The 24977-nt window shown below is 71.2% G+C and carries 27 protein-coding genes; 23 read left to right on the forward strand and 4 right to left on the reverse strand.

Features of this window, described 5'->3' with window-relative positions:
- Position 1 precedes the first annotated feature (1 nt).
- Positions 2-1009, reverse strand: coding sequence for a DUF2157 domain-containing protein (locus K8640_RS18485; RefSeq protein ID WP_223748219.1), 1008 nt, complete (start codon positions 1007-1009; stop codon positions 2-4).
- Positions 1010-1178: 169 nt separating this feature from the next.
- On the opposite strand from K8640_RS18485, the gene K8640_RS18490 reads away from it, so the two are divergent.
- Positions 1179-1616: a tol-pal system YbgF family protein gene (locus tag K8640_RS18490; RefSeq protein WP_223748220.1), complete on the forward strand. Its 438-nt coding sequence runs from the start codon at positions 1179-1181 to the stop codon at positions 1614-1616.
- Positions 1617-1745: 129 nt separating this feature from the next.
- Positions 1746-3044, forward strand: a complete 1299-nt coding sequence (locus tag K8640_RS18495; RefSeq protein WP_223748221.1) for a M14 metallopeptidase family protein — start codon at positions 1746-1748, stop codon at positions 3042-3044.
- A gap of 140 nt (positions 3045-3184) precedes the next feature.
- Here the strand turns inward: K8640_RS18495 and K8640_RS18500 are convergent, their stop codons facing one another.
- Complete coding sequence (locus K8640_RS18500; RefSeq protein WP_223748222.1) at positions 3185-4093, reverse strand: alpha/beta fold hydrolase; 909 nt, start codon at positions 4091-4093, stop codon at positions 3185-3187.
- A 183-nt stretch (positions 4094-4276) separates the two neighbouring features.
- On the opposite strand from K8640_RS18500, the gene K8640_RS18505 reads away from it, so the two are divergent.
- The 9 genes from K8640_RS18505 to K8640_RS18545 all read left to right on the forward strand — a co-directional run bounded on the left by K8640_RS18505 (position 4277) and on the right by K8640_RS18545 (position 13238).
- A complete protein-coding gene (locus K8640_RS18505; RefSeq protein WP_223748223.1) occupies positions 4277-5266 on the forward strand; it encodes a MoxR family ATPase in 990 nt (329 codons plus the stop codon).
- A gap of 18 nt (positions 5267-5284) precedes the next feature.
- Positions 5285-6166, forward strand: coding sequence for a DUF58 domain-containing protein (locus tag K8640_RS18510; RefSeq protein WP_141330729.1), 882 nt, complete (start codon positions 5285-5287; stop codon positions 6164-6166).
- Positions 6163-7194 carry a BatD family protein gene (locus K8640_RS18515; protein ID WP_223748224.1) on the forward strand — a complete coding sequence of 344 codons (1032 nt, stop codon included), beginning with the start codon at positions 6163-6165 and terminating at the stop codon, positions 7192-7194. Before K8640_RS18510 ends, K8640_RS18515 begins: the two co-directional genes overlap by 4 nt.
- Positions 7169-8179 carry a VWA domain-containing protein gene (locus K8640_RS18520; protein ID WP_223748225.1) on the forward strand — a complete coding sequence of 337 codons (1011 nt, stop codon included), beginning with the start codon at positions 7169-7171 and terminating at the stop codon, positions 8177-8179. Before K8640_RS18515 ends, K8640_RS18520 begins: the two co-directional genes overlap by 26 nt.
- Positions 8176-9237 carry a VWA domain-containing protein gene (locus tag K8640_RS18525; RefSeq protein ID WP_223748226.1) on the forward strand — a complete coding sequence of 354 codons (1062 nt, stop codon included), beginning with the start codon at positions 8176-8178 and terminating at the stop codon, positions 9235-9237. Before K8640_RS18520 ends, K8640_RS18525 begins: the two co-directional genes overlap by 4 nt.
- Positions 9234-10214, forward strand: coding sequence for a tetratricopeptide repeat protein (locus tag K8640_RS18530; RefSeq protein ID WP_223748227.1), 981 nt, complete (start codon positions 9234-9236; stop codon positions 10212-10214). Before K8640_RS18525 ends, K8640_RS18530 begins: the two co-directional genes overlap by 4 nt.
- Positions 10198-12066: a BatD family protein gene (locus K8640_RS18535; protein ID WP_223748228.1), complete on the forward strand. Its 1869-nt coding sequence runs from the start codon at positions 10198-10200 to the stop codon at positions 12064-12066. Before K8640_RS18530 ends, K8640_RS18535 begins: the two co-directional genes overlap by 17 nt.
- Entirely contained in the window at positions 12063-12773 is a 711-nt protein-coding gene (locus tag K8640_RS18540; protein ID WP_223748229.1) for an SH3 domain-containing protein, read from the forward strand. Before K8640_RS18535 ends, K8640_RS18540 begins: the two co-directional genes overlap by 4 nt.
- A gap of 96 nt (positions 12774-12869) precedes the next feature.
- Positions 12870-13238, forward strand: coding sequence for a hypothetical protein (locus K8640_RS18545; protein WP_046715551.1), 369 nt, complete (start codon positions 12870-12872; stop codon positions 13236-13238).
- A gap of 12 nt (positions 13239-13250) precedes the next feature.
- Here the strand turns inward: K8640_RS18545 and K8640_RS18550 are convergent, their stop codons facing one another.
- Entirely contained in the window at positions 13251-14720 is a 1470-nt protein-coding gene (locus K8640_RS18550) for a tetratricopeptide repeat protein (RefSeq protein WP_223748230.1), read from the reverse strand.
- Positions 14721-15105: 385 nt separating this feature from the next.
- Here K8640_RS18550 and K8640_RS18555 point away from each other — a divergent pair, with 385 nt between their 5' ends.
- Complete coding sequence (locus tag K8640_RS18555; protein ID WP_223748231.1) at positions 15106-15513, forward strand: response regulator; 408 nt, start codon at positions 15106-15108, stop codon at positions 15511-15513.
- Between the two features lie 3 nt (positions 15514-15516).
- Here K8640_RS18555 and K8640_RS18560 read toward each other — a convergent pair whose 3' ends face one another.
- A complete protein-coding gene (locus K8640_RS18560; RefSeq protein ID WP_223748232.1) occupies positions 15517-15843 on the reverse strand; it encodes a PilZ domain-containing protein in 327 nt (108 codons plus the stop codon).
- Positions 15844-16050: 207 nt separating this feature from the next.
- Between K8640_RS18560 and K8640_RS18565 the strand changes: the two genes are divergently transcribed.
- The 11 genes from K8640_RS18565 (at position 16051) to K8640_RS18615 (ending at position 24974) form a co-directional block, all read left to right on the forward strand.
- On the forward strand, positions 16051-16545 hold the full coding sequence (locus K8640_RS18565) for a hypothetical protein (protein ID WP_223748233.1): 495 nt from the start codon (positions 16051-16053) through the stop codon (positions 16543-16545).
- Between the two features lie 15 nt (positions 16546-16560).
- Complete coding sequence (locus K8640_RS18570) at positions 16561-17043, forward strand: ATP-dependent helicase HrpB (RefSeq protein WP_223748234.1); 483 nt, start codon at positions 16561-16563, stop codon at positions 17041-17043.
- 7 nt (positions 17044-17050) lie between these two features.
- Positions 17051-17854, forward strand: a complete 804-nt coding sequence (locus tag K8640_RS18575) for a flagellar M-ring protein FliF (RefSeq protein ID WP_223748235.1) — start codon at positions 17051-17053, stop codon at positions 17852-17854.
- Between the two features lie 17 nt (positions 17855-17871).
- Positions 17872-18357 (forward strand): hypothetical protein, encoded by a 486-nt coding sequence (locus tag K8640_RS18580; RefSeq protein WP_223748236.1) that lies wholly within the window; start codon positions 17872-17874, stop codon positions 18355-18357.
- Positions 18358-18498: 141 nt separating this feature from the next.
- Positions 18499-19647 (forward strand): type III secretion system cytoplasmic ring protein SctQ, encoded by a 1149-nt coding sequence (gene sctQ / locus K8640_RS18585; protein ID WP_223748237.1) that lies wholly within the window; start codon positions 18499-18501, stop codon positions 19645-19647.
- Between the two features lie 8 nt (positions 19648-19655).
- On the forward strand, positions 19656-20069 hold the full coding sequence (locus K8640_RS18590) for a flagellar biosynthetic protein FliO (RefSeq protein ID WP_223748238.1): 414 nt from the start codon (positions 19656-19658) through the stop codon (positions 20067-20069).
- Positions 20066-20791 carry a type III secretion system export apparatus subunit SctR gene (sctR, locus tag K8640_RS18595; protein ID WP_223748239.1) on the forward strand — a complete coding sequence of 242 codons (726 nt, stop codon included), beginning with the start codon at positions 20066-20068 and terminating at the stop codon, positions 20789-20791. Before K8640_RS18590 ends, sctR begins: the two co-directional genes overlap by 4 nt.
- Before the next feature lie 4 nt (positions 20792-20795).
- A complete protein-coding gene (locus K8640_RS18600) occupies positions 20796-21065 on the forward strand; it encodes a flagellar biosynthetic protein FliQ (RefSeq protein WP_223748240.1) in 270 nt (89 codons plus the stop codon).
- Positions 21062-21856 carry an EscT/YscT/HrcT family type III secretion system export apparatus protein gene (locus K8640_RS18605; protein ID WP_223748241.1) on the forward strand — a complete coding sequence of 265 codons (795 nt, stop codon included), beginning with the start codon at positions 21062-21064 and terminating at the stop codon, positions 21854-21856. Before K8640_RS18600 ends, K8640_RS18605 begins: the two co-directional genes overlap by 4 nt.
- Entirely contained in the window at positions 21853-22902 is a 1050-nt protein-coding gene (locus tag K8640_RS18610; protein WP_223748242.1) for a flagellar biosynthesis protein FlhB, read from the forward strand. The genes K8640_RS18605 and K8640_RS18610 overlap by 4 nt, the downstream gene beginning before the upstream one ends.
- A complete protein-coding gene (locus K8640_RS18615; RefSeq protein ID WP_223748243.1) occupies positions 22899-24974 on the forward strand; it encodes a flagellar biosynthesis protein FlhA in 2076 nt (691 codons plus the stop codon). Before K8640_RS18610 ends, K8640_RS18615 begins: the two co-directional genes overlap by 4 nt.
- Positions 24975-24977 lie beyond the last annotated feature (3 nt).

The following is a 24977-nucleotide window of genomic DNA, read 5'->3' on the forward strand; positions in this document are numbered from 1 at the left end:
GTCAGGACTCCTCGGAGGCGCCCGTGGCGCGGGCCTCGGCGCGCAGCCAGCTGACGGCGACGGCGACCTGGATGATGATGAGGATGGGGAGGATGAAGAGCCCCAGCTCGTCCTTCGTGCCCTCGAACACCACGCGGCCCAGGCCCGTCGTCACGAGCGTCATCGCCGAGAGCGCGCCCAGGGTGAGCAGGAACAGCTCGCCGCGCAGGTGCCGGTGGAGCGCGTACTCCGCGGCGAAGGTCCCGAGCAGCAGCACCAGGGCGGCGAGCCCGCTGAGGCGGACCTCACTGGGGATGATGATGAACGACGTGCCGACGGCGAGCAGGGGCAGCACGGCCATCGTCGCGAGGACGCGGGGCAGCCAGCGGCCTCGCAGCCAGGAGACACCCTGGTTGGCGAAGTGCTCGTGGGTGGCCCACGCCAGGCCATTGAGCAGCCCGAGCACCACGGCGAGCCAGCCCTTCGCTGCGTCACCCCCTCCGAAAACCTGGTCCTGGAACAGCGCGATGCCGGTGTTCACGAGCACGAGGAAGAGCAGCCACAGGGGCGGGAAGCGCGCCGCGAGCACCCAGGGCAGGATGAGCGCGGCCCAGCCGACGAACAGCTCGAACGCGTCCGCGCCCGTCTGATACGCCTGCCCGTAGACGGCCAGCATCGCGCCGACGAGGACCGACGAGGCGAAGAGGCTGCACTGTCCCGCGAGCGTGTCACCGAGCCTGCGCGCGAGCAGCGCGGTGCCGAGGATGCCGACGCCGATGAGCCCCAGCTTGGCGAAGCGGTGCATCTGCGCCCAGTTGTAGGCGAAGAAGTAGATGACGCCGGAGAGCACCAGCAGCGCGCCCAGGCCGAGCAGCACGGTGGAGACGAAGCGCCGCCACGCGTCGGACGTCGGTGTAGCCGTGGAGAGCGCGAGCGCGCGCTCCAGGGCGTCGGGAGGAATGACGCGGGCCTCGGCGAGCGCGCGCAGTCGCTCGGGTGTCGCATCGAGTTCGAGCAGGTCTTTCGGCACGCTCGGAGTCTATCCAAGAGTCGTACCCGACCGGGGCTCTCCTCGGCACGAGGCGCGGGGACACGCGGTGGGATGGCCGCCTGCCCACGGGTTGTGCAGCGCGCTGCACACCGGGAAGGGTGGTATACGCAGCCGTGCACGGCGGTCTTCCGCCCGTGGTGAGGTGCACATGCCCGAGATTCCGGACGAGGTCCACGAGCGCATCCAGGCGCTCTGCGCCGAGGGGGATGAACTCGCCGAGAAGGGCGACCCCGCCGCGGCGCTGCGGTCCTTCAAGGCCGCGTTCCAGCTCATCCCCGAGCCGTGGATGGAGTACGAGGCGACCACGTGGGTCTGCACGGCCATCGGTGACATGCTCTTCCAGATGGGGGAGTTCTCGCGAGCCCGCGCCGCGCTCAAGGACGCCGTGCACGCGCCCGATGGCCTGGGCAACCCGTTCATCCACCTGCGGCTGGGGCAGTGCGAGTTCGAGCTGGGCGACCTGCGGCGCGCCGGTGACGAGCTGGCACGGGCCTTCATGGGCGCGGACAAGGAGATCTTCGAGCAAGAGGACCCGAAGTACCTGCGCTTCCTCGAGACGTTGCTGCGTCCCGCCCAGAAGTCCTGATGGCCCCGCGGCCAGGAGCGCGCCATGTTCCAGGTTGGACGCAGTCGTCTCCTTCGTGTCGTCGCCTGTTGTTGGGGGATGGTGCCCGCACCGGCCCTCGCTCGAACCGCGCAGCCCGTGGCCTCGCCCATGTCCACCTCTCCGGTCGTCACCGTCCCCGAACCCCACGCGCTCGCGGAGCGGTGGGACCAGGTCCATCTCGCGTCGCTCCCGGTGGCGCCGCTCGTCCGTCACGCCGATGTGGAGCGACACCTGAAGGACTTGAAGGCGCGCTCACCCGACTTCTTCCGGCTCGAGGTCGTGGGGCACTCGGTGGAGGGGCGCGCGCTCCACCATGTCGCGCTGGGCACGGGCTCGCGTCACGTCCTGCTCTGGTCCCAGATGCACGGGGACGAGCCCACGGCGACCACCGCGCTGTTGGACCTGCTCGAGTACCTGAGGACCCACCGTGACGAGCCCTGGGTGGCGAGGTTGCTCTCCACGCTCACGCTCCACGCGGTGCCCATGCTCAACCCGGATGGCGCCGAGCGCTTCCAGCGCCGCAACGCGCAGGGCATCGACATCAACCGCGATGCGCTCGCGCTCCAGACGCCCGAGGCGCGGACGCTCAAGAAGCTGCGTGACGAGCTCCAACCGTTCATCGGCTTCAACCTGCACAACCAGGGCTGGCGACATGGGGTGGGGGACACGGGCCGGCCCGCGTCCATCTCCGTGCTCGCGGCCGCGTTCGACAAGGCGCGGAGCGACAACTCCGGGCGGCTGCTCGCGAAGAAGGTCTGCGCGGTGATTCGCGACGCGGTGGAGACGCTCGCGCCCGGACAGGTGGGGCGCTACGACGACAGCTTCGAGTCGCGGGCCTTCGGCGACAACATGACGCGATGGGGGACCCCCTCGGTGCTCATCGAGACGGGGGCGTGGACCTCACTGCCTCCGGACGAGCCCCTGGTGCGACTCAACTTCGTCGCGCTGGCCACGGCGCTCGATGCGCTCGCGAGCGGCCGGGCCGAGGCGGCGGATGTCTCGCGCTACGAGTCCATCCCCCAGAACGAGAGCTCCGGCATGGTGCATCTGCTGCTCCGGGGCATCGGCCTGTTCGGCGCGGATGGAAGGTCCTTCACCGGCGACGTGGGCATCGCCGTCAACCGGGCCGTGCGCGCCAAGGGCAAGAAGCGGGTGCTCGCGCACGTGGGGAAGATTGAAGAGCTGGGAGATTTGCGAGTCCTCGGCGCCGTCGAGACCGTGGATGGCGCGGGTCTGTTCGCGGTGCCGCTGTCCGGCAAGGGCGCGAAGCCGGGCGATACGGTCCGGCTCACGCAGCCCGCGCGTCAGTCGCTGTCCCTGGGACAGCGTGGCGACCTGATGCTCGTGAAGGCCCTGGATGTCGCCGGCACGTACCGCATCGAGCGCATCATCCGCTTCGACCCGTGAGCCGCACACGTTGCTCCGAGGATACTCGCGCGCGTCCGCATCTCCGAAGGACGCCCGCTTCGTAGGCGTCCTCCGCGTCTCGTCCCCACCACGTCGTGGAGGTCCACGGGCATCCGCGGCATCGACGCGGGCGCGGTGCGCTACGGCGCTCCGCTCGCGGCGAGGAACGTCTTCAGCTCGGGGAGCACGCGCTCGGGACGCTCCTGATGGGGACTGTGGCCCGCGTCCACGCGCACCAGCCTCGCGTTCGGAAAGCGCCGGGAAGCCTCCTCGGCGAGCGACAGGGGCAGCACGTCCTCGCGCTCACCCCAGACCAGGAGCACCGGCGCCGTGACTTCACCGAGCCGCTCCCGACGGTGGAACACCGGCCCCATCAGCGGCACCAGGCTGTCGAAGGCCCGCGCCGCCTCGTCGTGCCCACCCGGCGCCGACATCAGCTCGTAGTCGAGCGCGCCCAGCCGCTCCCCCAGCGGCGTCGGCGCGGGCGGCATCATCCGCGCCCAGGCCCAAGGCCCCAGCGAGCGCGCCAGCCGCTCCGGTCCCGCGCGGAAGAATGCCCGCGCCTTGCGCGCCATGTCCGGCCCCAGCCCCATCGCGTCCACCAGCACCAGCCGCTCCACCGGCACGCGCGAGCGCAGCGCCAGCTCCACCCCCACCAGTCCCCCCAGCGAGTGACCCACCACGGACACGGGCCCGGGCGCGAGCTGTTCGAGCAGCGCCTCCACGGGCGCGGTGAAGAACCCCACTCCCTCCTCCGCCGAGCGGACGGGCCCCTCGGTCGGCGAGGACATCCCGAAGCCGGGCAGGTCCACCGCGAGCACCCGGTGCCCCCTCGAGATCGCCGTCAGGTACGCGAACCACAGGGAGGCCGCCCCGCCGCGCCCGTGCAGGAGCACCACCGTGGGGCCCTGGCCCCCCTCCAGCACCCTCAGCGCCCCCCCTCCGGGCAGCCAGTGCACCGTGGACGTCACCGCCGGGGCCAACTGGGCCAGCAGCCCCGCCTCCACGGGCCCCGCCGAGGGCGCCTGGGCCCAGGCCGAGCGCTTCATGGCCGCCCCCCACAGCCCCTGGAAATTCGCGAGGTGGGACGAGAAGTGGGGGACAATGGGGCCATGGACACGGTCCTCGGGGACAAGGGGACCCAACTTACCGGAATGCCCGGGCTTCTGCGGTGTTGAGCCCGATACCCGGTCAACCCTAGGCTGCCCGCCGCCAGTCTCATCCGAGGCGTCATGAACACGGACATCCGCGCGCTCACCGAACGCGTGCAGCAGGAAAGCAGCTTCGTCGAGGTCCTCAACCAGGAAACCGGCAAGGTCATCGTCGGCCAGCGCTACATGCTGGAGCGCATCCTCATCGGCCTGTTGTGCAACGGCCACGTGCTCCTGGAGGGCGTGCCCGGCCTCGCCAAGACGCTCACCGTGCGCACGGTGGCGGACGCGCTCAGCGCCACGTTCATGCGCATCCAGTTCACCCCGGACCTGCTGCCCGCCGACGTCGTGGGCACGATGATCTACAACCAGCAGGCCGCGAACTTCACCGTCCGCAAGGGCCCCATCTTCGCGAACATCGTCCTCGCGGACGAAATCAACCGCGCCCCCGCCAAGGTGCAGTCCGCGCTGCTGGAGGCCATGGCCGAGCGCCAGGTCACCATCGGCGACCAGACCTTCGGGCTGCCCCAGCCGTTCCTCGTGCTGGCCACGCAGAACCCCATCGAGCAGGAGGGCACCTACCCGCTGCCCGAGGCGCAGGTGGACCGCTTCATGCTCAAGGTGAAGGTGGGTTACCCGACGCGGGATGAGGAGAAGATCATCATGGACCGCATGTCCGGAGGCTCCACGCCCCGGGCCCAGCGGGTCATCGCGGTGGAGCACCTGGTGCGCGCCCGCGAGCTCGTCCACCAGATCTACATGGACGAGAAGGTGAAGGAGTACATCCTCAACGTCGTCTTCGCCACGCGCGAGCCGGGCAAGTACGGCCTCAAGGACCTGGCCGACTACATCCAGTTCGGCGCCTCGCCGCGCGCCACCATCTCCCTGGCCCAGGCCGCGCGCGCGCATGCGTTCCTGCGCCACCGTGCCTTCGTCACGCCCGAGGACGTGAAGGCCATCGCCTTCGACGTGCTCCGCCACCGCGTGGCGATGACGTACGAGGCCGAGGCCGAGGACCTCACGCCGGAGAAGATCATCCAGCGGGTGTTCGACCGCGTCGAAGTGCCCTGACCTCCCGCCGAGCGCCCCGTGCTGCCCAAGGACCTCATCCGCCGCATCCGCAAGCTGGAGATCCGCACCCGCAAGGTGGTCTCCGACATGCTCGCGGGCCAATACCACTCGGTCTTCAAGGGCCGGGGCATGGCCTTCTCCGAGGTGCGGCAGTACCAGCCCGGCGACGAGATTCGCATCATCGATTGGAACGTCACCGCGCGCATGAACGAGGCCTACGTCAAGGTCTTCACCGAGGAGCGTGAGCTCACGGTGATGCTCCTGGTCGACGTGTCCGCCTCCAAGGAGTTCGGCTCGAAGGAGCGCACCAAGGCCGAAATCGCGGCCGAGGTCGCCGCGCAGATCGCCTTCAGCGCCATCGCCAACAACGACCGGGTGGGGCTCATCCTCTTCTCGGACCGGGTGGAGAAGGTGGTGCCGCCGCGCAAGGGCCGCACGCACGTGCTGCGGCTGGTGAGCGACATCCTCACGTTCCAGCCCGCGGGCAAGGGCACGAACCTGTCCGCGGGGCTGACGTACCTGACGCAGGTGGCGAAGCGGAAGGCCGTCACCTTCCTCGTCTCCGACTTCCAGGCGCGCGACTACGAGAAGCCGCTGCGGCTGGTGGGGCGCAAGCACGACCTGGTCCCCGTGGTGGTGGAGGACCCGCTGGAGGAGGCCTTCCCGCGCCTGGGGTTGGTGGAGATGGAGGACCCGGAGACGGGGGACCGCTTCGTCGTGGACACGAGCGACCCGCGCGTGCGGGGCCGTTACGCGCGCGCCATGCAGGCCGCTCGCGACGAGCGCCGCAAGCTCTTCAAGAAGCTGGAGCTGGACCACGTGGAGCTGCGCGCCGGAGACGACCACGGCAAGGCGCTCGCGCAGTTCTTCCGCGCGCGGGCCCGGAGGATGGCGGCATGAGCCGGTGGATGGCGCGCTTCGCGATGGGGCTGTGCGTGGGCGCGCTGACGCTCGCGTCGTCGGCCGGGGCCCAGGCGCCGCAGGGGACCGCGCCCGCCGCGGCGAGCCCGCCGGGGGCTCCCACGCACGAACAGACGCAGCCCTTGGACGTGTCGGTGCGCGTGGACCCGCAGCAGGTGCGCATCGGCGACCCGTTCACGTACCACGTGGTGCTCACCCATCCGAAGGACCACCGCTACGAGCTGGCGGTGCCCAAGGAGACGGGGGACTTCGAGTTCCTCGACCAGACGCGCCAGCGGCAGGACGGCGCGGAATCGGCCACCACGACGTTCGCGGTGCGCATGTCGGCCTTCGCGCTGGGCACGGTGCAGGTGCCCGCGCTCGCGTTCGACGTGGCCACGCCGGAGGGCCCGCGCCAGTACTCGCTGCCGGGTCGGCAGATTGAAGTGACGTCCACGCTGCCTCCGGAGGCGGAGGGGCAGGGCGCGGACCTGTTCGACATCCAGCCGCCGCAGGAGGTGCCCATCCGCTCGTGGCGCCTGGTGCTGGCGGTGCTCGGCGCGCTCGCCGCGGGCCTGTTGGCGTGGGCGCTCTTGCGCTGGTGGAAGAACCGCCCCAAGCACGTGTACGTGCCGCCCCCGCAGCCCTTGGACGTGCGCACGCGCAAGGCGCTGGACACGCTCAAGGCGGAGAACCTGCCCGCGCGCGGCCGCGTGAAGGACTACTACTTCCGCCTGTCCGAAATCGTCCGTGGCTACCTGGGCGAGCGCTACGGCTTCGAGGCGTTGGAGTGCACCAGCTCCGAGCTGATGTCCTCGCTGCGCCGCCTGGCCCCGCCGAACCTCCCCGAGGACAAGCTCATGCGCTTCGTGTCCGAGTCGGACATGGTGAAGTACGCGCGGGCGGACGCCTCGCCCGAGAGCTGCCGTGACGCGCTCCTGTTCGGCTACGAGCTCGTCGACAAGACCTACGTTCCGCCCCAGCCGATTCAAGCTCCCGACAATGCCGCCGCTCCCCGCGTTCAATAACCCCGAGGCGCTCTGGGGGCTGCTGCTCGTCCCGCTCCTCCTGGTGCAGGCCTGGCGGGAGCGTCGCGCTCGCGCGCCCCTGCGCTTCTCCGCGGCGAACGTGTTCGCCAGGAGCGGCAAGGGCCTGCGCACGTACATGCTGCCATTGTTGCCGCTCTTGCGCGTGGTGGCGGTGACGGCGGCGGTGCTCGCCATCGCCCGGCCCCAGGTGCGCGACTCGCGCGTGCGCGACTTGTCCGTGGAGGGCATCGACATCGTGGTGGCGTTGGACCTGTCCACGTCGATGGAGGCCGGCGACTTCCGTCCGCAGAACCGTCTGCACGTGGCCAAGGAGGTGCTCACCGAGTTCCTCGCCAACCGCGTGAATGACCGCATCGGCCTGGTGGTCTTCGCGGGCGCGGCGTACACGCAGGCGCCGCTCACGCTGGACTACGGCGTGCTGAAGGAGGTCATCAAGCAGCTGCGCACCCGCGTGCTGGAGGACGGCACGGCGATTGGTGACGCGCTGGCCACGTCGCTCAACCGCCTTCGCGACTCGGAGGCGAAGAGCCGCGTGGTGGTGCTGATTACCGACGGCGACAACAACGCGGGGAAGCTGTCGCCCATGGACTCCGCGAACATGGCGCAGGCGCTCCACGTGCCCATCTACACCATCCTCGTGGGCAAGGGCGGCAAGGTGCCCTTCCCGCAGGGCACGGACCTGTTCGGCAACACCGTGTGGCGCGAGACGGAGATTCCCATCAACCCCGAGCTGATGCAGGACATCGCGGACCGCACGGGCGGCGAGTACTACCGCGCGACGGACCCTGAGGGCCTCCGGCGCGGCCTGCAGAAGGTGCTCGATTCGCTGGAGCGCTCCAAGCTGATGGAGGGCGGCGCGTCCGCCACCTACCGCGAGGAGTTCCATCCGTTCCTGCTGGCCGCCTTCGGCCTGCTCGCGCTGGAGCTGCTGCTGCGCTCCACCTTCCTGAGGGTCTTCCCGTGACGCCCGTGGAACCCTGGCGCTTCACCGTGCTCGGCTATCAGGCGGGACTGGCCCAGCCGGTGTTCCTCGGCCTGGTGCTGCTGGGGGCCCTGTTGGGCTTGCTCGCGCTCATGCTGTCCCTGCGGCGCCGCTCGCGTGTGCGCGCGGTGCTGCATGAGCGGCACGCCGAGCGCTTCACGCCGGGCATCTCCGTGTGGCGTCCGGCCACGCAGGGCGGACTGTACGGCCTGGGGCTCATGCTGTTCGGCTTCGCGCTGGCGCAGCCGCAGTGTGGAACGAAGAGCGAGTTGACCAAGCGGCGCGGCATCGACGTGGTGGTGGCGCTGGATGCGTCCAAGTCCATGCTCGCGCGCGACGTGCAGCCCAGCCGCCTGGAGCGCGCCAAGCTGGAGCTGACGACGCTGCTGGATGAACTCAAGGGCGACCGCGTGGGCCTGGTGGTCTTCGCGGGCGATGCGTTCATCCAGTCGCCGCTCACGTCGGACTACTCGGCGGTGAAGCTGTTCCTGCGCGCGGTGGACCCGGAGGTGATGCCCCAGGGCGGCACCAACGTGGGCTCGGCGCTCCGGCTGGCGAAGCAGGTGTTGGACAACGCGGACCGCGGCTCGAAGGAGCGCGTGGTGGTGCTGTTGTCGGACGGCGAGGACCTGGTGGGCGAGGTGGGCGAGGCCAGCGACGCGCTGAAGGAAGCGGGCGTGCAGGTGCTGACGGTGGGCGTGGGCTCCGAGTCCGGCGAGCCCATCCCCGTGTATGACCGGCGCGGCGAGTTCGTGGACTACAAGAAGGACGGCGCGGGCGAGACGGTGATCACGCGCCTGGACCGCGCGGGGCTGACGGCCATCGCGGAGGCCACGGGCGGCGCGTTCTTCTTCCAGCCGCGCGGCGTGGCCATGGGGCAGGTGGTGGAGCGCATCGACCAGATGCAGAAGAGCGAGCTGGAGAGCCGCGTGACGGTCCGCTACGACGAGCGCTTCCAGACCTTCGCGGTGCCGGGCCTGGTGCTGCTCGTGTTGGGAATGATTCTCCTGCCATCCACGCGCCGGAGGTCGACGCCATGAGCGCGCGGTGGCTGGGGCTTGCGTGGCTGCTCATGCTGCCGTGGACGGCGCTCGGCGCCGGGCCGCTGGAGCGCGACCACCCGATGGTCCAGAAGGGGCGTGAGGCGTACCTCGCGGGGAACTACGAGGAGGCGCTGAAGGCCTTCGACGAGGCGAAGAAGGAGCGGCCGCACGACCCGACCGTGGACTTCAACCGGGGCGACGCGCTGGCGAAGCTGGGCCGGGTGAAGGACGCGCAGGAGGTGTTCCGCGGGGTGACGGAGTCCAACCGGCCCGACCTGCGACAGAAGGCCTGGTACAACCTGGGCAACCTCGCGGCCACGACCGGGGACAGGGTGGAGGCGCTGAAGTCCTACCGACGCGCGCTGACCTTGGACCCGCAGGACGTGCAGGCCCGGCACAACTACGAGGTGGTGCTGCGCAACCTTCCTCCGCCGCAGGACAACGCGGCGGATGGAGGAATGGACGGTGGGGGAGACTCCGGGACGGATGGCGGGCGCCCGGATGGTGGCGAGGATGGCGGCACCAAGGCGGACGGCGGCGCGCCCGTGGACGGCGGCACCGACGGCGGCGCGGATGGTGGCGCCGACGGTGGGACGGAGGATGGTGGCAGCGACGGCGGCGCGGATGGCGGCGGCGATGGGGGCGCGGACGGCGGGGGTGACGGCGGCGCGGATGGCGGCGACGGCGGCGACCAGGGGCCTCCGCAGAAGGGCGATGGCGGCAGCGACGGCGGCGCGGATGGCGGCGGCGATGACGGAGATGGCGACCCGCGGGATGGCGGCGCGGATGGCGGCAGCGAGTCGGAGAGCGACTCGGAGTCGTCGGGCGCGGATGCGGGCGTGAGCCCGTCGGACCTGGACCAGCAGGAAGCGGAGCGCTTGCTGGATGCGATGAAGCAGAACGAGAAGAATCTCCAGCTCTGGCGTTTCCAGCAGAAGAAGAAGCAGAGGAAGCCCAATGAGAAGGACTGGTAGCTTCGGCGCCGGGGTGGTGTTGGCCGTGCTGGCCCTGCTGGTCTCGGGGCCGGCGTGGTCGGCGGGCCTCGAGTTCTACCAGACGGTGGACCGGCAGGAGGTCGGCAGCGAGGACACCTTCCGCCTCACGGTGGTGACGGCGGATGCGCCCCCGGACGCGAAGGTGCGGCTGCCGCAGTCGGACGACTTCGAGGTGCTCAACAGCTCGCGCAGCACCCAGCGCTCGGTGTCCTGGTCCGGTGGTGGCCCCGCCAACATCCAGGAGGTCACCAAGTACGTGATGGTGCTCCGGGCGAACCGGACGGGGAAGCTGACGATTCCGCCCGCGGAGATGACGGCGGGGGGCAAGACGCACCGCACGGACTCCGTGCAGATTGTGGTGATGCCGGGGAAGCTGGGGCCCGCGCCCGCGCAGTCGGGCCGCAATCCGCAGCGGCTGCCGGACCCGTTCGCGAACTTCCCCTCGCGCCTGCCGGACCCGTTCGCCAACGACGAGGAGGAGGACACGCCGAGCATCCCGCGGGGCGACTCGGACCTGTTCCTGCGCGCGAGCCTGGACCGGGACCAGGTCTACGTGGGCGAGCAGGTGACGCTGTCGCTCTACATCTACTCGCGCGTGGACCTCACCAGCGTGGACGCCGTCACCATGCCCAAGCTGGAGGGCTTCTGGACGGAGGAGGTGGAGAGCCCCACGCAGCTGTCGGGCGAGCAGAAGGTGGTGGATGGCGTGCCGTACCGCGCCTATCTGCTGCGCCGCCGCGCGCTCTTCCCGGTGAAGGCCGGCTCGCTGGCCATCTCGCCGGCGGAGGCGGACATCACCACGGGCTTCCTCTTCGCGGGCCACCGCGTGCACCGCGTGTCCAACGGCCTCAAGGTGAAGGTGGCGCCGCTGCCGCCCGGTGCGCCGCCGGGCATGTCCAACGCGAACGTGGGTGCGTGGCGGCTGTCCACGGACGTGTCGACGACGCGCGTGGAGCTGGGCCAGCCCGTCACGGTGAAGGTCATCCTGGAGGGCACGGGCAACGTGAAGAACGTCACCCCGCCGAAGCTCACCGGCCCCTCCGCGCTGAAAATCTATGACCCCACGACGACGGACAAGGTGGCGCCGCAGCGCAACAAGGTGCAGGGCCGCCGCGTGGTGGAGTACCTGGTGATGCCGCAGCGCACGGGCACCTTCACGCTGCCCGCGTTGGAGTTCCCCTTCTTCGACGTGCGCGCCCGCTCCTACGAGGTCGCGCGCACCGAGCCCATCACCCTCACGGTGGAGTCCGCGGCGGGCAGCCCCACGCCGCCGCCCACGTCCTCCGCGCACGTGGCGGACGCGGCCAACGAGCAGAAGAACGTGCTGACGGCGGGCGGCCTCAGGCCGGTGCGCTACCAGGCGCGCTTCGTGGCGCCGTCCGAGCCGCCGTGGAAGCGCGGCTTCTTCATCCCGATGGTGCTGGCGCCGCTGGGGCTGCTCGCGGGCGTGGCGCTCGTCGGCGGCCTGCGGGGCCGGCTGGCGACGCGCACCGAGTCGGACAAGAGCCGTCAGCAGGCGAAGGCCGCGCGCAAGCGACTGGTGGAGGCGGAGAAGCTCCAGTCGGGCGCGGACGCCGGGGCCTTCTACGCCGAGGTGGAGAAGGCGCTGCAGGGCTTCCTGGGCGCGCGGCTGGGGGGGCCCGTCATCGGCCTCACCCGCGATGTCATCGGCGAGCGCATGAAGGCGGCGGGCGTGGCGGACGAGCGACGCGGGCAGGTGCTGTACGTGCTGGAGGCGTGCGACCTGGGCCGCTACGGCGGCGGGGGTGACGCGGCGGCGCGGCAGAAGGTGATGGACGCGGCGCTCGCCGCCATGGAGGGCTGGGCGTGAGCGGCTACTACTCGCCGGAAGAGGCGCAGGACGTCTTCCTCAAGGCCAACGAGGCCTACGCGCGCGAGGACTACGCCGCCGCGCAGGCGGGCTACGAGAAGCTCCTGTCCCGAGGCCACGGTGGGGCGGACGTCCTCTACAACCTGGGCACCACGCACCTGGCGCGCGGGGACCTGGGCCGGGCGGTGCTCGCGCTGGAGCAGGCTCGCAAGCAGGGCGGCCGCGCGCCGGACCTGGAGGCCAACCTGGCCGTGGCCCGCGCCCGACAGGTGGACAAGGTGGTGGGCGCCACGGCGGAGGAGGAGTTCCTGCCGCGCGTGACGGCGGCCACGGACGGCAACGTGGTGGCGTGGACCTTCCTGGGCACGTGGGTGGGCGCGCTGCTGCTCGTGCTGGTGTGGCGGTTTCTCGCGCCGGGGCGTCGCACGGTGGTGGGCATCCTGGCGGCGCTGCTGTTCGCCGTGGCGCTTCCCTCGGGCGTGCTGCTGGCCGCGCACGCGCACGTGGATGACACGGTGCATGAAGCGGTGGTGCTGGCTCCCACCCTGGTGGCCCGGGAGCTGCCGCAGCCCGGCGCGCGCTCCATCTTCGAGGTGCATGCGGGCCTGAAGGTGCGCCTGCTCGAGGAGACGGGGCGCTTCGTGCGCATCCGGCTGCCCAACGGCCTGGAGGGCTGGGCCGAGCGCGAGGGCGTCGCGGAAATCTGAACGACAGGGCTTCCTGGAAGGAGCCTGGATGCCGGTGCTCCTGCAGGAGTAGACTGACTCAGAGGATATCGGGTTTTCCTTGGAGGTCGGTGCCCAGTGTTCGAGGTCGAGGTCCACGTCGGCAAGAACCGGCTGGTGGTGCGCATCTGGGGAGACGTCGACAAGGAAGAGGCCCAGCGCGTCGGCGATGCCGCGGTGAGTGCCATCGACCGGATGCGTCCGCGGTTCGACCTGTTGTCGGACCTGAAGGGCGTGACGTCGTTGGACTACGAGGGGACGGTGCACCTGCGGCGCATCATGGAGGCCGCGAAGGCGCGAGGCTTCCGTCGGGTGGTGCGGGTGGTGGGGCGCTCGGTGGAAGCGGCGCTGCACTTCGAGCGGACCAGCCGGGAGATGGGCTACGACGCGTATCTGGCCTTCTCGTTGGAGGAGGCCGAGCGGTTGTTGGACGGCGGAGGACCCTGAGCGGCGCGGTGTTCAGCCGCGTCTGCCGGTGAGCCGCGCGAGGAGGCCGGGCTTGCGGTCCTTGCGCTCGCCGGCGTTGGCCGCGGAGAGCGCCGTCACCTTCAGCAGGTTCTGCTGGAAGACGGTGTTGCCCGGCTCCAGCTCCACGGCGCGCTCCAGCAGCCGCGCCGCCTGCGCGTAGTCCTTGCGCTGGTGGATGAGGATGAGGGCCAGCTTGCTGTGGAGCGCGGCGGCGTCGGGGGCGCGGTCGATGGCCTTGGTGAGGACCTCGATGGCACGCTCCACGTGTCCGGCGCGCTCCAGGCGCACGGCGCGCTGGAGGAGGTCCTCGGGCGAATTCGGGGCCGCGCCGGGGAGCGGCGCATCCAGCGGCATCGAGGGACGCTGGGGACGCGTGGCGTGCTCGACGGGCGTGGGGGCCACCTTTCCGGGGAAGGGCACGGCGGGCAGGGTGGTCGCCCCGCTGGGCGTGACGAGCGGCGGGGGCGTCCGGGCGGGCTGTGCGGAAGCGGCGGGGTGCACCACGCGCGAGGCGCCACCCAACTGTGGATGCGAGCTTCGCAGCGTGGGGGCTTCGTCCGAGGGGATGACAGGGCTCGCCGGGGTGGCGGGCCGCGACGCGTGCGCCGCTCCTTCGAGGGGCCCTGGCCGTGAGGGAGTCGCTCCGATGAATGCGCCGGGCCGAGAGGCTGGCGGTCGCGCCAGGCCCGCGGGCAGGGGGCGCTCCCCGGGAGCGGGGCTCGAGGCCCCACGGGGCGCGGCTCCGGGACGCAAGCCCCGCGAGGGCTTCGCGGGCGCGTCATGCGAGGGTGTATCCAGGGGCCTGTCGCGTCGGGTCGGACGGTCCTCGATGGGCTCCTCGTCACCGAGCGCCATGGGCGTCAGGCCGTCCTCGTCACCCAGGGCCATCGGCGGCAGGGGAGCCTCACCCGAGAGGGTGGGGACCTGCACGTCCCGGAGGGTGAAGGGCTCCGCCTCCTCGTCCGCGCCGAGCGGCTCGGGCTCCAGGAACTCGGAGCCGTCGAGCACGGGCATCTCGGCCGTGAGGCTGCGCTTGGGCGGCGGGGCCGGCTCGCGCCGCAGCTCCACGACGCCGCGCTCCAGCAGGCCCTTGAGGACGACCTTCACCTCGATTTCGGGCAGCCGCGCCGCGAGCGCGAGCTGCGGCACCGCGAGGACGCCATCGACGAACGACGCGATATGCGCCTCGAAGGGATGCAGCGGCTGCAGCGCGATGTCCAACCCGGCACGCAGGCGCGGCACCGTCTGCGCATCCATGGGGATGGTGAAGCGCGCGGTGGCCAGGTGGTGGGCCGCGGGCTTCTGCGGCGGCGGCCGGGGCAGCTCCATGGTCCGGGTGCGCTGGGGCGGAGAGAGCATGGCCCGGACGATGGTGGGCTCGGTGACGACGTACTCCCCGCTGGCCTGCTCCGGGTCCAGGAGCAACCCACAGTGCTCACACTGGAAGTCGTCTCGCCCCACCGTGCCTCGGCACTCAGGACATTCTAGTTTTGCCGCCATTTCAGGCCCATCATAGCGCTCCGGGACAACGGAGAACCGAAGCCTTGGAGGGAGGGGCGTGCAGGAGGTGACCTGGTGGGGTGGAATTCCGAGGGGCGCGGGTGGCGCGGAGGGCCTGCTGGCCCGGGGAGCGGTCGGCCGGCCGGGGCTCGGAGACGAAGGGCGGATTTCCCCGTGAATCCCAGGCAGACATGTCGGATGCGTGGTGCTCCACACAAATGAATGGCAACCCTGGTGCGCGTGGTGTCGGCGGGGCTATACCGCGCGCGGCAGGTGGCACCGGAAGTGGGGGTGGCGCGCCCGCGAGTCATCGCCCTCGAGTCGTCCAGCGTCGCGCCGGAGAAACATGGTTGGCATGTCCCAGGCACCCTTTCACATCCTGCTCGTGGAGGATGAACCCGTCATCCGGGAGCTGGTGCGCTCGATGTTGAGCGACGGCACGGTGGACGTGGTGTGCGCGGCCAACGGGCTGGAGGGGCTGAAGCTGGCGCGCAGCCGCACCTTCCACCTCATCCTGATGGACGTCGTCCTGCCGCAGCTCGACGGCATCTCCGCGTGTCGCATCCTGAAGAGCGACCCCGTCACGGCGGCGGTGCCGCTCTACATGCTCACCGCGAAGGCGAAGAAGTCGGACATGGAGAGCGCCACGCTGGCGGGCGCGGACGGCTACATCCACAAGCCCTTCCGAGGCGCGGAGCTGATGGCGCTGGTGGAGCGGCTGCGCATGGCGCCGCCCCGCTCGGAGCCGGCCTGAGCTTCAGGGCAGGCGCGGGTGGAGGAAGCGCGCCAGGGCGATGAGGTCGTCCCAGTCCAGCTCGCCGAACTCCAGCGCCACGCCGTTCGCCTCGCGGCGGCGGATGGTGCAGGTGGTGACGATTTCGCGGTCCCCCGGCAGCGGCAGGGCCAGGGTGAGCTGACGCTGCGAGTCGCCCGGGTGGGCCAGCAGGAACAGGCCCGCCATGGACACATCGCGGGCCCGGGCCATGACGGCGCGTCCCGGCAGGAGCACCTTCACGGCGATGTCCGCCTCGACGCGCGGGTGGAAGCGCTCGGCGATGTGGGGGCCACCATTGGAAGTCTGCATCTGCTCCTCCGCGTGCGACAGGGTGCGACAACTCTGAGGCACCTGGCGTGCGAGGCAAGTTTCCGTCCCGTCCGCCCATCCCATCGTCCGGACGCTCTTCCCGGCGGGTGGAGTCCGGTGGGCGCCGAGGCAGGCGGGATTGCTCGGGATTTCTCCTGGCATGGCCCCTGAACAGGGGCTTCCGGCACCCATCGCCGGAGGTCTTGCTTGGAACCGAGTCAGCGCAGCCCGTACCTGTTGAGCACCACCCGCACCCTGCCTCGGCAGACGCCGCGCAACGACTTCGGGACGGTGCTGGCGCACGCGGCGCACACCGTCGTGAACAAGGGGGCGGGCGTGGTGGGCGGGATGATTCCGACCGGCGCCATCCTGAGCGCGGCGGTCTCCAGCACGAAGCTGGCGGTGGCGCAGGTGGCGCCCATGAAGACGTCCGACTTCGCGTCCACGGCGTCGGCCTCCACGGCGTCGGCGTCCACGGCGAGCGCCTCGCTGGGAACGGGAGGCACGTCGTCGGGGAGCACCGATGCGTGGGAGCTGTTGAACGCGCAGAAGGAGCTCAGCGCGGAGGGCCAGAAGTTCAATGCGGCCTATCTGCATCTGCAGAACGAGATGCAGCGCGAGAGCCGTGAGCACAACGCGGTCTCCAACATCATGAAGGTCCGCCACGACTCGGCGAAGGCCGCCATCAACAACATCCGCTGAGAGGGCATGGCAGCCATGAGCGTGGACAAAGTGGGCGCCGTGGGGGGCCCGGGCCTGTCGCCCGTGGAGCCCGGGCGCGAGCGGTTCGGTCAGGTGTTGGAGGGGGCCCGGAACCCTGGACGGAGCGGAGGGCCTCCCGTGTCGGTGGAGGGGGCGACGCGTCCGGTGGGCGAGGCCTCCGCGGGCGTGGTCCGGGCCGAGGGCACGGGGGCGCGGGCTTCCGCGGGGTGTGCGCGGGCGCAGGCGGGCGAGCGGGTGGATTCGGTCCAGTCGGCGAGGGAGCAGCAGGCCGCGCAGGTGGTGGAGCGCGTGGGGCAGGCGCAGAAGCGACTGGACCACATCCTGGGGCTGGCGGAGTCGGGCCGGGACTTCTCGTCGGCGGAGCTGCTGTCACTGCAGGCGCAGGTCTATCGGGCGAGCCAGGAGCTCGACCTCGCCGGCAAGGTCGTCGAGAAGGCGACCGGCGGCGTCAAGCAGGTCCTCCAGACGCAGGTTTGAGCGCGCCATGTCATCGACTTCCCGAAGGTGGCTCGCCGTCCTGTTGCTCCTGGGGACGGCGGCGTGTCGAGAGCGCATCCAGCACGGACTGGATGAGCGGCAGGCGAACGAGCTCCAGACGGTGCTCATCCAGCGAGGGGTGGAGGCGCGCAAGGTCCTGGAGGCGGGCAAGAAGCCCTCGTGGTCCATCGAAGTCATGGGCGACCAGTCGACGGAGGCGGTGAGGGTGCTCGCGGAGCTGGGGTTGCCGAGGCCCGCGGCGGAGGTGGGCTGCGACGTCTTCGGTGGGAGCGGGCTGGTGCGCACGCCCACGGAGGAGGGGCTGTGCCGCGTGCGCGTGCTGGAGCGGGGCCTGGAGAAGACGCTCCAGTCCATGGAGGGGGTGCTGCTGGCGAGAGTCCACCTGGTGGTGCCCCCGCCGCCGCGTCCGGGTGTCGCGCCCATGCCATCGAAGGCGTCGGCGATGGTGCGGGTGATGCCCGGCCAGGCGGCGAGGGTGCGGCAGGGCTCGGAGGTCCTGAAGGCGCTCGTGGCCGGAGGCGTGGAGGGGCTGTCCACCGAGTCGGTGTCGCTGTTGGTGGACGAGGTTCCCGCGAGGGGCGAGGTGGCCGCGGCGCAGGGCCTGTCCTCGCCATGGCGGCTGCGGGTGCTGCTCGCGGTGCTCGGCGTGCTGGTGACGGGGCTGTCGGGAGCCCTCGTCTGGGTGGCGCTGCGGATGCGGCACTTCCGCGAGCTGAGTGCGACGCCCGTGGTTCCGCCCGTGCCCGCGCGGCCCGTGTTGTCGCCGGGTGCGGCGCGCAAGGTCGCCTGAGAGGAGGGACACTCGACATGGAAGCGACACGTGTGGGGCGGGTGCGTCGTCCGGCGCGGAAGGAGGAGGTGCCCGTGGCGCCGCCACCGCCGCCCGTGGACCTGGAGGCCACGGTGCACCGCCCGCTCCTGGTGGTTCCCCTGGAGCGGTACGCGCTGGTGGCGTGGGTGCTCGGGCGGGAGCGGGCAGGGGAGCTCTTGGAGGGGCTGGGAACGGGGGCGATGCGGCGCGCGAAGGTGCACCTGCGGACCCTGGCGGCGATGCCCTCGGCGCGGCGGCAGGCGAAGGTGGCGCTGGAGTTTGGTGAGCGGGCTGACGCCGCCGCGAGGTTGAAGGCCTTGATGGAGGAGGCGCCGGAGCCGCTTCGCAAGGAGGTGTTCCGGCGCCTGCCGCCCTATCACCGCACCCTGTTCCCCGGGAGGGTGGTGGAGCCGGTGGACCCGCTGGCGCCGCCGCTGCTGACTTCACTGGCCGAGCGGCTCATCCGCGAAGCCACGCGCTGACGTCCGTCCTGTTCTGCGTACCGGGCATCCCGAGCCCGGATTCCAACACCGTCCAACTCCGCGACTTCACGACACGGCCCCCTGGCGGGGGCCGTGCACGAGAGGGGTGCGTCGTCTCACTCCCCCCAAGAGCCTTCTTCGATGAACCTGGACACCGAACCGTCGATTCCACACGAGCCGCGCAGACTGCGCCGGCTGGGGGCACGCAGGATGAGCCGGGCGCACCTCGTGCTCGCCGCGCGTCCCCGTGTCGCGAACCAGGGGCGTCAGGCCTTGGGGGATGTCTGCGAGGCGCTCGGCCGTGAGCTGGGTTGCTCCGTGACGGCCGAGGCCCGGTTGTTGGACGCGGTGGTCTCTCCGCTCGGTGGGCTGATGCGGCCGGCGGTCTTCGTCCTGTTGGAGCTGTCGGCGGTGGGCGGCGTGGCGGTGCTGGAGTTGGAGCCCGCGCTGGCCATCGCGGCGCTGGAGCGTATCGCGGGCGCGGGTGGCAGGGCGGGTGTGGTGACGGAGCTGTCCCGTCTGGAGGACGCGACGCTGGCGTACCTCGTGCTGGTGGGGCTCTCGGCGGTGCGTGCCCGGTCGGAGCTGTATCCGGTGCTGGCGCCGCGCCTGGTCGCGCTGACGATGCGGGGCGAGGACATCACGGCCCGGCTGCGGGGCCGGCAGCCCCTGGTGGGCGTGGAGCTGCGTGTCACGGTGGGGCAGGTGAGCGCGGGGGCCCGGTTGTTGTTGCCGGCTCCGCTGCTCCAGAGCGTGTTCCTGGAGTACCCGGTGGAGCGCGGCGCGAGTGTCGCGCCCGAGGTGCTCGCCGCATCGCTCGAGCTGAGGTGTCTGGTGGGGCGCATGCCGCTCACGAACCAGGCGCTGGACGCGCTCGCGGTGGGGGACGTGGTGGTCTTCGAGGGTGTGCGCCGTGAGAACGCGCGCCTCCTGGGAGACGGACGGCTGGTGGGCCGTGGCTTCTCGCTCGCGGGGACGTTCCATCCCGAGGGCTTCTGTCTGACGCGCGCGCAGGTCCGTGCGCCCTTCCCGGAGTCGAACATGCAGGCCTCGAATGAACGCAGCAGCGACGCAATGCCCCCGCTCCCCGTGGACGTGGAGGTGGAGCTGACGCGGGTGCTCGTGCCGCTCTCGGAGCTGGCGGCGTTGAAGTCGGGCGTGGTGCTGCCGCTGCACATCAACGCGAGCACGCCCGTGTTGTTGCGCGTGGGCGACCGGGTGGTGGCGCGCGCCGAACTGGTGGACATCGAGGGCGAGGTTGGTGCCCGCATCCTGGCCCTGCTGCCGTGAGCGCGCCCATGAATGCCCGTCGGTTCTCGTTCTCCCCGCGCGCTCGCTTGCAGGTGGCGACGCTCCTGGTGCTCGCGCTGGCCCTGCTGGGGCCGATGGGAGGGGTGTCCATGGTCTCGGTGGCCCGGTGCGTGCTCCTCGTGGGCGCACTGGGGGGGCTTGGATGGTGGTGGAGACGGAGGGCGAGGGGGACGAGCGCGGCGGGCCTCGAGCGCTTGAAGGTCGTCTCCCGGGCGGGGCTGTCACCGCGGTGTGGTCTTGCGCTGGTGGAGGTGGAGGGGCGCGACTTCCTGGTGACCTTCGGGGATGCGTTCGCGCACGTGCATGCGCTGCCCGAGCGGCGACAGGCGGCTCCGTTCGTCCTGGCGCCGGCCCGTCGGCCTCGTCCGGGACGTGGGATGCGCAGGGGGATGCGGTCATGAGCGGCGGACTGGGGTGGCTCGTGCCGTTGGTCGCCGCGGCGTCCCCGGAAGGGATGCTCGGTCAGCAGTCCTACGCGGGCAGTCCGCTGTCGATGATGGGGATGCTCGCGCTGATGTCGCTCTTGCCGTTCGCGGTGCTGATGCTGACGAGCTTCTCGAAAATCGCGGTGGTGTTGTCGCTGGCGCGCTCGGCCATGGGGACGCAGCAGGCGCCGCCGACGTTGGTGCTGACGGGGCTGGCGGCGGTGCTGACGGGCCACATCATGGCCTCGGTGATGGAGCGGATGTACGACGCGGGGCAGCTCGCCTACCAGGAGCTCGAGTCCGGCTCCGGTGCGCGGATTCTCGACTCGGCCGCTCGGGTAGCCGAGCCCCTGCGCGAGTTCCTGGTGAAGCATGGCAGCGCCGAGGAGCGGGCCCGCTTCGTGGACCTGGCGCGTGAGCTGCGGCCGCCGGAGGAGGCGGAGGCGGTCCAGGAGACGGACCTCTTCGTCATCATCCCAGCCTTCGTCATCACCGAGCTGAAGGAGGCCTTCCAGATTGGCTTCCTCGTCTTCCTCCCGTTCCTGGTGCTCGACATGGTCATCGCCAACGTGTTGCTCGCGCTGGGGATGCAGACGCTGTCGCCCAGCCAGGTGAGCCTGCCCTTCAAGATCCTCCTCTTCGTGGCGGTGGATGGTTGGTCGCTGCTCGCGCGCGGCCTCATCCTCGGATACCGGTGACGCGATGACCCAGGACGTGTTGCTGTCGCTGGGCCGTGAGGCCTTGTTGTTGATGGTGCTCGCGTCGCTGCCGCCCGTCGGGGCCAGCCTGCTGGTGGGCTTCCTGTCGGGGCTGTTCCAGGCGACGACGCAGCTGCAGGAGAGCACCCTGTCGGTGGTACCCAAGCTGTGCGCTGCGGTGTTCGCCCTGGTGCTCGCGGGGCCGTGGATCGCCGCCCAGCTCACGCGCTTCACCCACCAGCTCCTGACGCTCATCGCGGAGGTCTCGGTATGAACCTGGAGCTGGTTCGCTCGTCGCTGGAGGCGCTCGGGCCGGACGCCGCCGTGGTGGCGCTGTGCTGCGCTCGGCTCGTGCCCGTGGCCTTCCTGTGCCCCGTGCTGGGTGGACAGGCCACGCCGCCGACGGTGCGGTTGGGGCTGGTGCTCTCCCTGGCGTTGTTCCTCCTCGTGGAGGGAGGCGTGGAGTTGCCGGCGCCTGTGACGTCGTCGTGGACGCTGGCGGGCTGGTTGCTGCGGGAGCTGGCCTATGGCGTGTCGGTGGGGATGGTCTCCGCGCTGCCGTTCGACGCGGCGCGGATGGGGGGACGGTTCATCGACCTGTTGAGGGGCACGTCCGCGGAGGCGAGCCTGCCGGTGTCGGGGAGCCGTGAGTCCGCCACGGGCGAAGGGCTGCATCAGCTGCTCGTGGGGCTGGTGATGTCGGGCGCGGTGGCGCCGCTCGTGTTCGGCGCCTGGGTGCGTGGGTTCGGCGTGGTGGGGTTGGGGGCCTTCGTGCCGACGGAGGCCGCGACGCTGCACGTGGTCGTGCTCGCGGGAGGCGCGCTGGCCACGGGCCTGGCGGTGGGCGCGCCGATGGCGGCGGCGATGCTGACGGTGGATTGCTTCCTGGCCATGGCGTCGCGCGCGGCGCCGCAGCTGAACCTGCAGGAGCTGGGAGCGCCGCTGCGCATCCTGGGGGGCGGCGCGGTGTTGTGGTTGGGGACAGGCGTGTTGTGTGAGCGATTGCTGGCGGAAGTCGTCTCCACGGGCGGGGCGCTCTCGGTGTTGGGGGAGCTGGCCCGATGAGTGGGGAGAAGACGGAGCAGCCCTCCGCGAAGCGTCTGCGCGAGGCTCGCCGCAAGGGTCAGATTCCGCGCAGCCGACTGTTGTCCTCCAGCGCGGTGACGTTGGGAGGCGTGCTCGGCTTCATGGCGGGCTCGGCGCCGCAGGTGGCGCGGCTGCGGGACTGGACGTCGCGGTTGTTCCTCGAGCAGCAGGGGGCGGGCGCCTGGGAGGAGGGGCTCTGGATTTTCATGGGCATGAGCGGGCCCGTGCTCGGCGGCGCGCTCATCGCGTCGCTGGGCGTCAGCGTGGCCACCGTGGGGTTCGAGATGAATCCCGAGCACGTGGCGCCCCAGTGGGAGCGTGTCAGCCCCGCGGCTGGGATGAAGCGGCTGTTCAGCGTGAAGCCGTGGCTGGAGCTGGGCAAGGCGCTGGTCGTGGTGGCCGTGGTCGCGATGTTCGTGTGGAGCGAGGTGGAGGAACTGGGGCCGCAGGTGCTGCGGACCGCGTGGCTCGCGGGCGGCGAGGGGCTGCCGCTCTTGCTGGGGCGCATCGAGGGGCTGGTGCACACCCTGGCCTGGGTGCTGGTGGTGTTGGGAGTGGGGGACTACCTGCTCGCCCGACGGAGCCACTTTCGTGAGCTGCGGATGAGCCGGGAGGAGCTCAAGCGCGAGCACAAGGAGAGCGAGGGAGACCCGCGCCACAAGGGACAGCGCAAGGCGTTGCACCGGCAGCTCGCGCAGGGCGGACCGGCTCGGGGCGTGGCCCGGGCCACCGCGGTGGTCGTCAATCCCACGCATCTCGCGGTGGCGCTCCGTTACGACACCCAGGAGTGCGAGGCGCCCTACCTCGTCGCGAAGGCGCGTGAGGAGGAGGCGCTCGCGCTGCGCGAGGAGGCACGTCGGCTCGGCATCCCCGTGGTGCGGGACGTGCCGCTGGCGCGGAGCCTCATCCACTACGACCTGGGGGAGCCCATCCCCGAGGAGCTGTACCAGGCGGCGGCGGTCGTCCTCCGCACGGCGATGGAAGCGCGGGACGCGGACGAATCATCTCGGAGACGGACTTCATGAAGGCCCTGACGTCGTGGTTGTCGAAGGTGAAGAGCTCATCGGACCTGGTGCTCGCGGTGGCGATGGCCGCCGTGCTGGGCGCGCTCATCATCCCCCTGCCGGCGTGGCTGCTGGACGCGGGCCTGGCGCTGAACCTTGCGGCGGGCGTGGCGCTGCTGGTGGCGGCGCTGCGAGCGAAGGACGCGCTGAAGGTGACGTCCTTCCCGACGTTGCTGTTGTTCACCACGCTGTTCCGACTGGCGCTCAATGTCTCGTCCACGCGGCTGGCGCTCGCGGAGGGGCACGCGGGCGACGTCATCCAGGCGTTCGGTGAGTTCGTGGTGCAGGGGGACTACGTGGTCGGCGGCGTGGTGTTCGCCATCCTCTCGCTGGTGCAGTTCCTGGTGGTGGCGAAGGGCGCGGAGCGTGTCGCGGAGGTGTCCGCCCGGTTCACCCTGGACGCGATGCCAGGCAAGCAGATGTCCATCGACGCGGACCTGCGCGCGGGGGCCATCGACCAGGCTCAGGCCCGCAAGCGCCGGAGGGATTTGGAGCGCGAGTCGCAGATGTTCGGCGCGATGGACGGCGCGATGAAGTTCGTGAAGGGCGACGTCATCGCGGGCCTCGTCATCGTCGCGGTGAACCTGCTCGGTGGCTCGCTCATCGGCGTGTTGCAGGGAGGGTTGTCGCTCTCCGAGGCGGCCGCGACGTTCGCGCTCATCGCCATCGGTGACGGGCTCGTGTCGCAGGTACCCTCGCTCTGCATCACCGTGGCGGCGGGGCTCGTCGTCACGCGGGTGGCCTCGGAGCGCGAGGAGGACTCGCTGGGCGCGGAGATCGGCGCGCAGTTCTTCGGCGAGGCCCGGACGCTCTGGGTCGTCGCGGGACTGTGTGGCGTCCTCGCGCTGATGCCGGGCATGCCGCACCTGACGTTCCTGGTGCTGGCGGCGGCCCTGGCGGGACTCGGGTATGCCCTGTCACGCGGCGCGGCCCGTCCGGTGGCGGCGGCAAGCGAGTCGGAGGCGTCGGGCGAGAAGGCGGGGGCTTCCGGGAAGGAAGCGGCTCCGCCGATGAGCGCGGCGCTCCCCGTGGGTGTGTCCCCGCTCACCCTGGACCTCGCGCCGGACCTGACGGTGCTGACGCAGTCCTCCGGGGGCGCGTTCGTGCATGAACAGCTCAACGCGGTTCGGGACGAGCTCTTCTTCGAGCTGGGCATCCGTGTCCCCGGCATCCGCGTGAGGACCCAGGCCGCCTATCTGTCCCCGGGGGAGTATCGAATCCTGGTGGACGAGGTCCCCGCGGGCGGCGGGCAGCTGACCCCGGGCGTGCTCTATGCCCTGGCGCCTCCGGACGAGCTCGCGTTCCTCCAGGTGAAGGCGGAGCCGGCGGTGGAGCCCTCGACGGGGAGGAGCATCAGTCGGATTCCGGAGTCGGGCCGCGGCCCGGTGGAGCTCGCCCAGGTCCAGGTGCTGCGCCCCGAGGCGCTGCTCGCCGAGCACCTGCGCGTTGTGCTGCGGAGCCGGGCGGCGGAGCTGTTGGGGCTCCAGGATGTCCAGGGCCTCCTGGAGGGGCTGGAGCCGCGTGCGCCGATGCTGGTGAAGGAGGCGCTCCAGAAGGTGCCGTTGCCGCTGTTGACGGACGTGCTGCGCAAGCTGCTCCAGGAGGGCGTGAGCATCCGGGACTTGAGGGCCATCCTGGAGGCGCTCGTGTCACCCACCACCGAGGGGGACGCCACCGCGCTCGCCGAGCGCTGCCGACAGGCCCTGCGTCGCTACCTCAGCCACAAGTTCGCGCCCACGGGGCCGCTGTATGCCTACCTGGTGGACCCCGAGGTGGAGGAGATTCTCCGGGCCGCCGGGCCCAGGGGGCTCGCGCCGGACCCGGAGCGGGTGGCGGAAATCCTGGAGGGGGTGCGTCAGGTCGCGACGGGCGGGAAGGCCGTGCTGCTCACCGCGCCGGATGTGCGCAGGTCACTGCGCAGGCTGTGCGAGGGGGCGTTCCCGGACGTGGCGGTGCTCACGTACGGCGAGCTGGATGGCGCCCTGCAGATTCGTCCCATCGGTCGGCTGTCGCCGGTGTCCCATGGGATGTGAGGG

The organism is Myxococcus sp. XM-1-1-1 (genome assembly GCF_020037095.1).
In the GTDB taxonomy this organism is placed as follows: domain Bacteria; phylum Myxococcota; class Myxococcia; order Myxococcales; family Myxococcaceae; genus Myxococcus; species Myxococcus fulvus.

Coding starts and splice junctions, on each gene's coding strand:
- K8640_RS18615 (WP_223748243.1), top strand. CDS start 22,899: ATGAAGGCCCTGACGTCGTGGTTGTCGAAGGTGAAGAGCTCATCGGAC.
- K8640_RS18560 (WP_223748232.1), bottom strand. CDS start 15,843: ATGCAGACTTCCAATGGTGGCCCCCACATCGCCGAGCGCTTCCACCCG.
- K8640_RS18570 (WP_223748234.1), top strand. CDS start 16,561: ATGAGCGTGGACAAAGTGGGCGCCGTGGGGGGCCCGGGCCTGTCGCCC.
- K8640_RS18500 (WP_223748222.1), bottom strand. CDS start 4,093: ATGAAGCGCTCGGCCTGGGCCCAGGCGCCCTCGGCGGGGCCCGTGGAG.
- K8640_RS18530 (WP_223748227.1), top strand. CDS start 9,234: ATGAGCGCGCGGTGGCTGGGGCTTGCGTGGCTGCTCATGCTGCCGTGG.
- K8640_RS18555 (WP_223748231.1), top strand. CDS start 15,106: ATGGTTGGCATGTCCCAGGCACCCTTTCACATCCTGCTCGTGGAGGAT.
- K8640_RS18495 (WP_223748221.1), top strand. CDS start 1,746: ATGTCCACCTCTCCGGTCGTCACCGTCCCCGAACCCCACGCGCTCGCG.
- K8640_RS18575 (WP_223748235.1), top strand. CDS start 17,051: ATGTCATCGACTTCCCGAAGGTGGCTCGCCGTCCTGTTGCTCCTGGGG.
- K8640_RS18600 (WP_223748240.1), top strand. CDS start 20,796: ATGACCCAGGACGTGTTGCTGTCGCTGGGCCGTGAGGCCTTGTTGTTG.
- sctQ (WP_223748237.1), top strand. CDS start 18,499: ATGAACCTGGACACCGAACCGTCGATTCCACACGAGCCGCGCAGACTG.
- K8640_RS18605 (WP_223748241.1), top strand. CDS start 21,062: ATGAACCTGGAGCTGGTTCGCTCGTCGCTGGAGGCGCTCGGGCCGGAC.
- K8640_RS18515 (WP_223748224.1), top strand. CDS start 6,163: ATGAGCCGGTGGATGGCGCGCTTCGCGATGGGGCTGTGCGTGGGCGCG.
- K8640_RS18580 (WP_223748236.1), top strand. CDS start 17,872: ATGGAAGCGACACGTGTGGGGCGGGTGCGTCGTCCGGCGCGGAAGGAG.
- K8640_RS18610 (WP_223748242.1), top strand. CDS start 21,853: ATGAGTGGGGAGAAGACGGAGCAGCCCTCCGCGAAGCGTCTGCGCGAG.
- K8640_RS18535 (WP_223748228.1), top strand. CDS start 10,198: ATGAGAAGGACTGGTAGCTTCGGCGCCGGGGTGGTGTTGGCCGTGCTG.
- K8640_RS18505 (WP_223748223.1), top strand. CDS start 4,277: ATGAACACGGACATCCGCGCGCTCACCGAACGCGTGCAGCAGGAAAGC.
- K8640_RS18490 (WP_223748220.1), top strand. CDS start 1,179: ATGCCCGAGATTCCGGACGAGGTCCACGAGCGCATCCAGGCGCTCTGC.
- sctR (WP_223748239.1), top strand. CDS start 20,066: ATGAGCGGCGGACTGGGGTGGCTCGTGCCGTTGGTCGCCGCGGCGTCC.
- K8640_RS18590 (WP_223748238.1), top strand. CDS start 19,656: ATGAATGCCCGTCGGTTCTCGTTCTCCCCGCGCGCTCGCTTGCAGGTG.
- K8640_RS18520 (WP_223748225.1), top strand. CDS start 7,169: ATGCCGCCGCTCCCCGCGTTCAATAACCCCGAGGCGCTCTGGGGGCTG.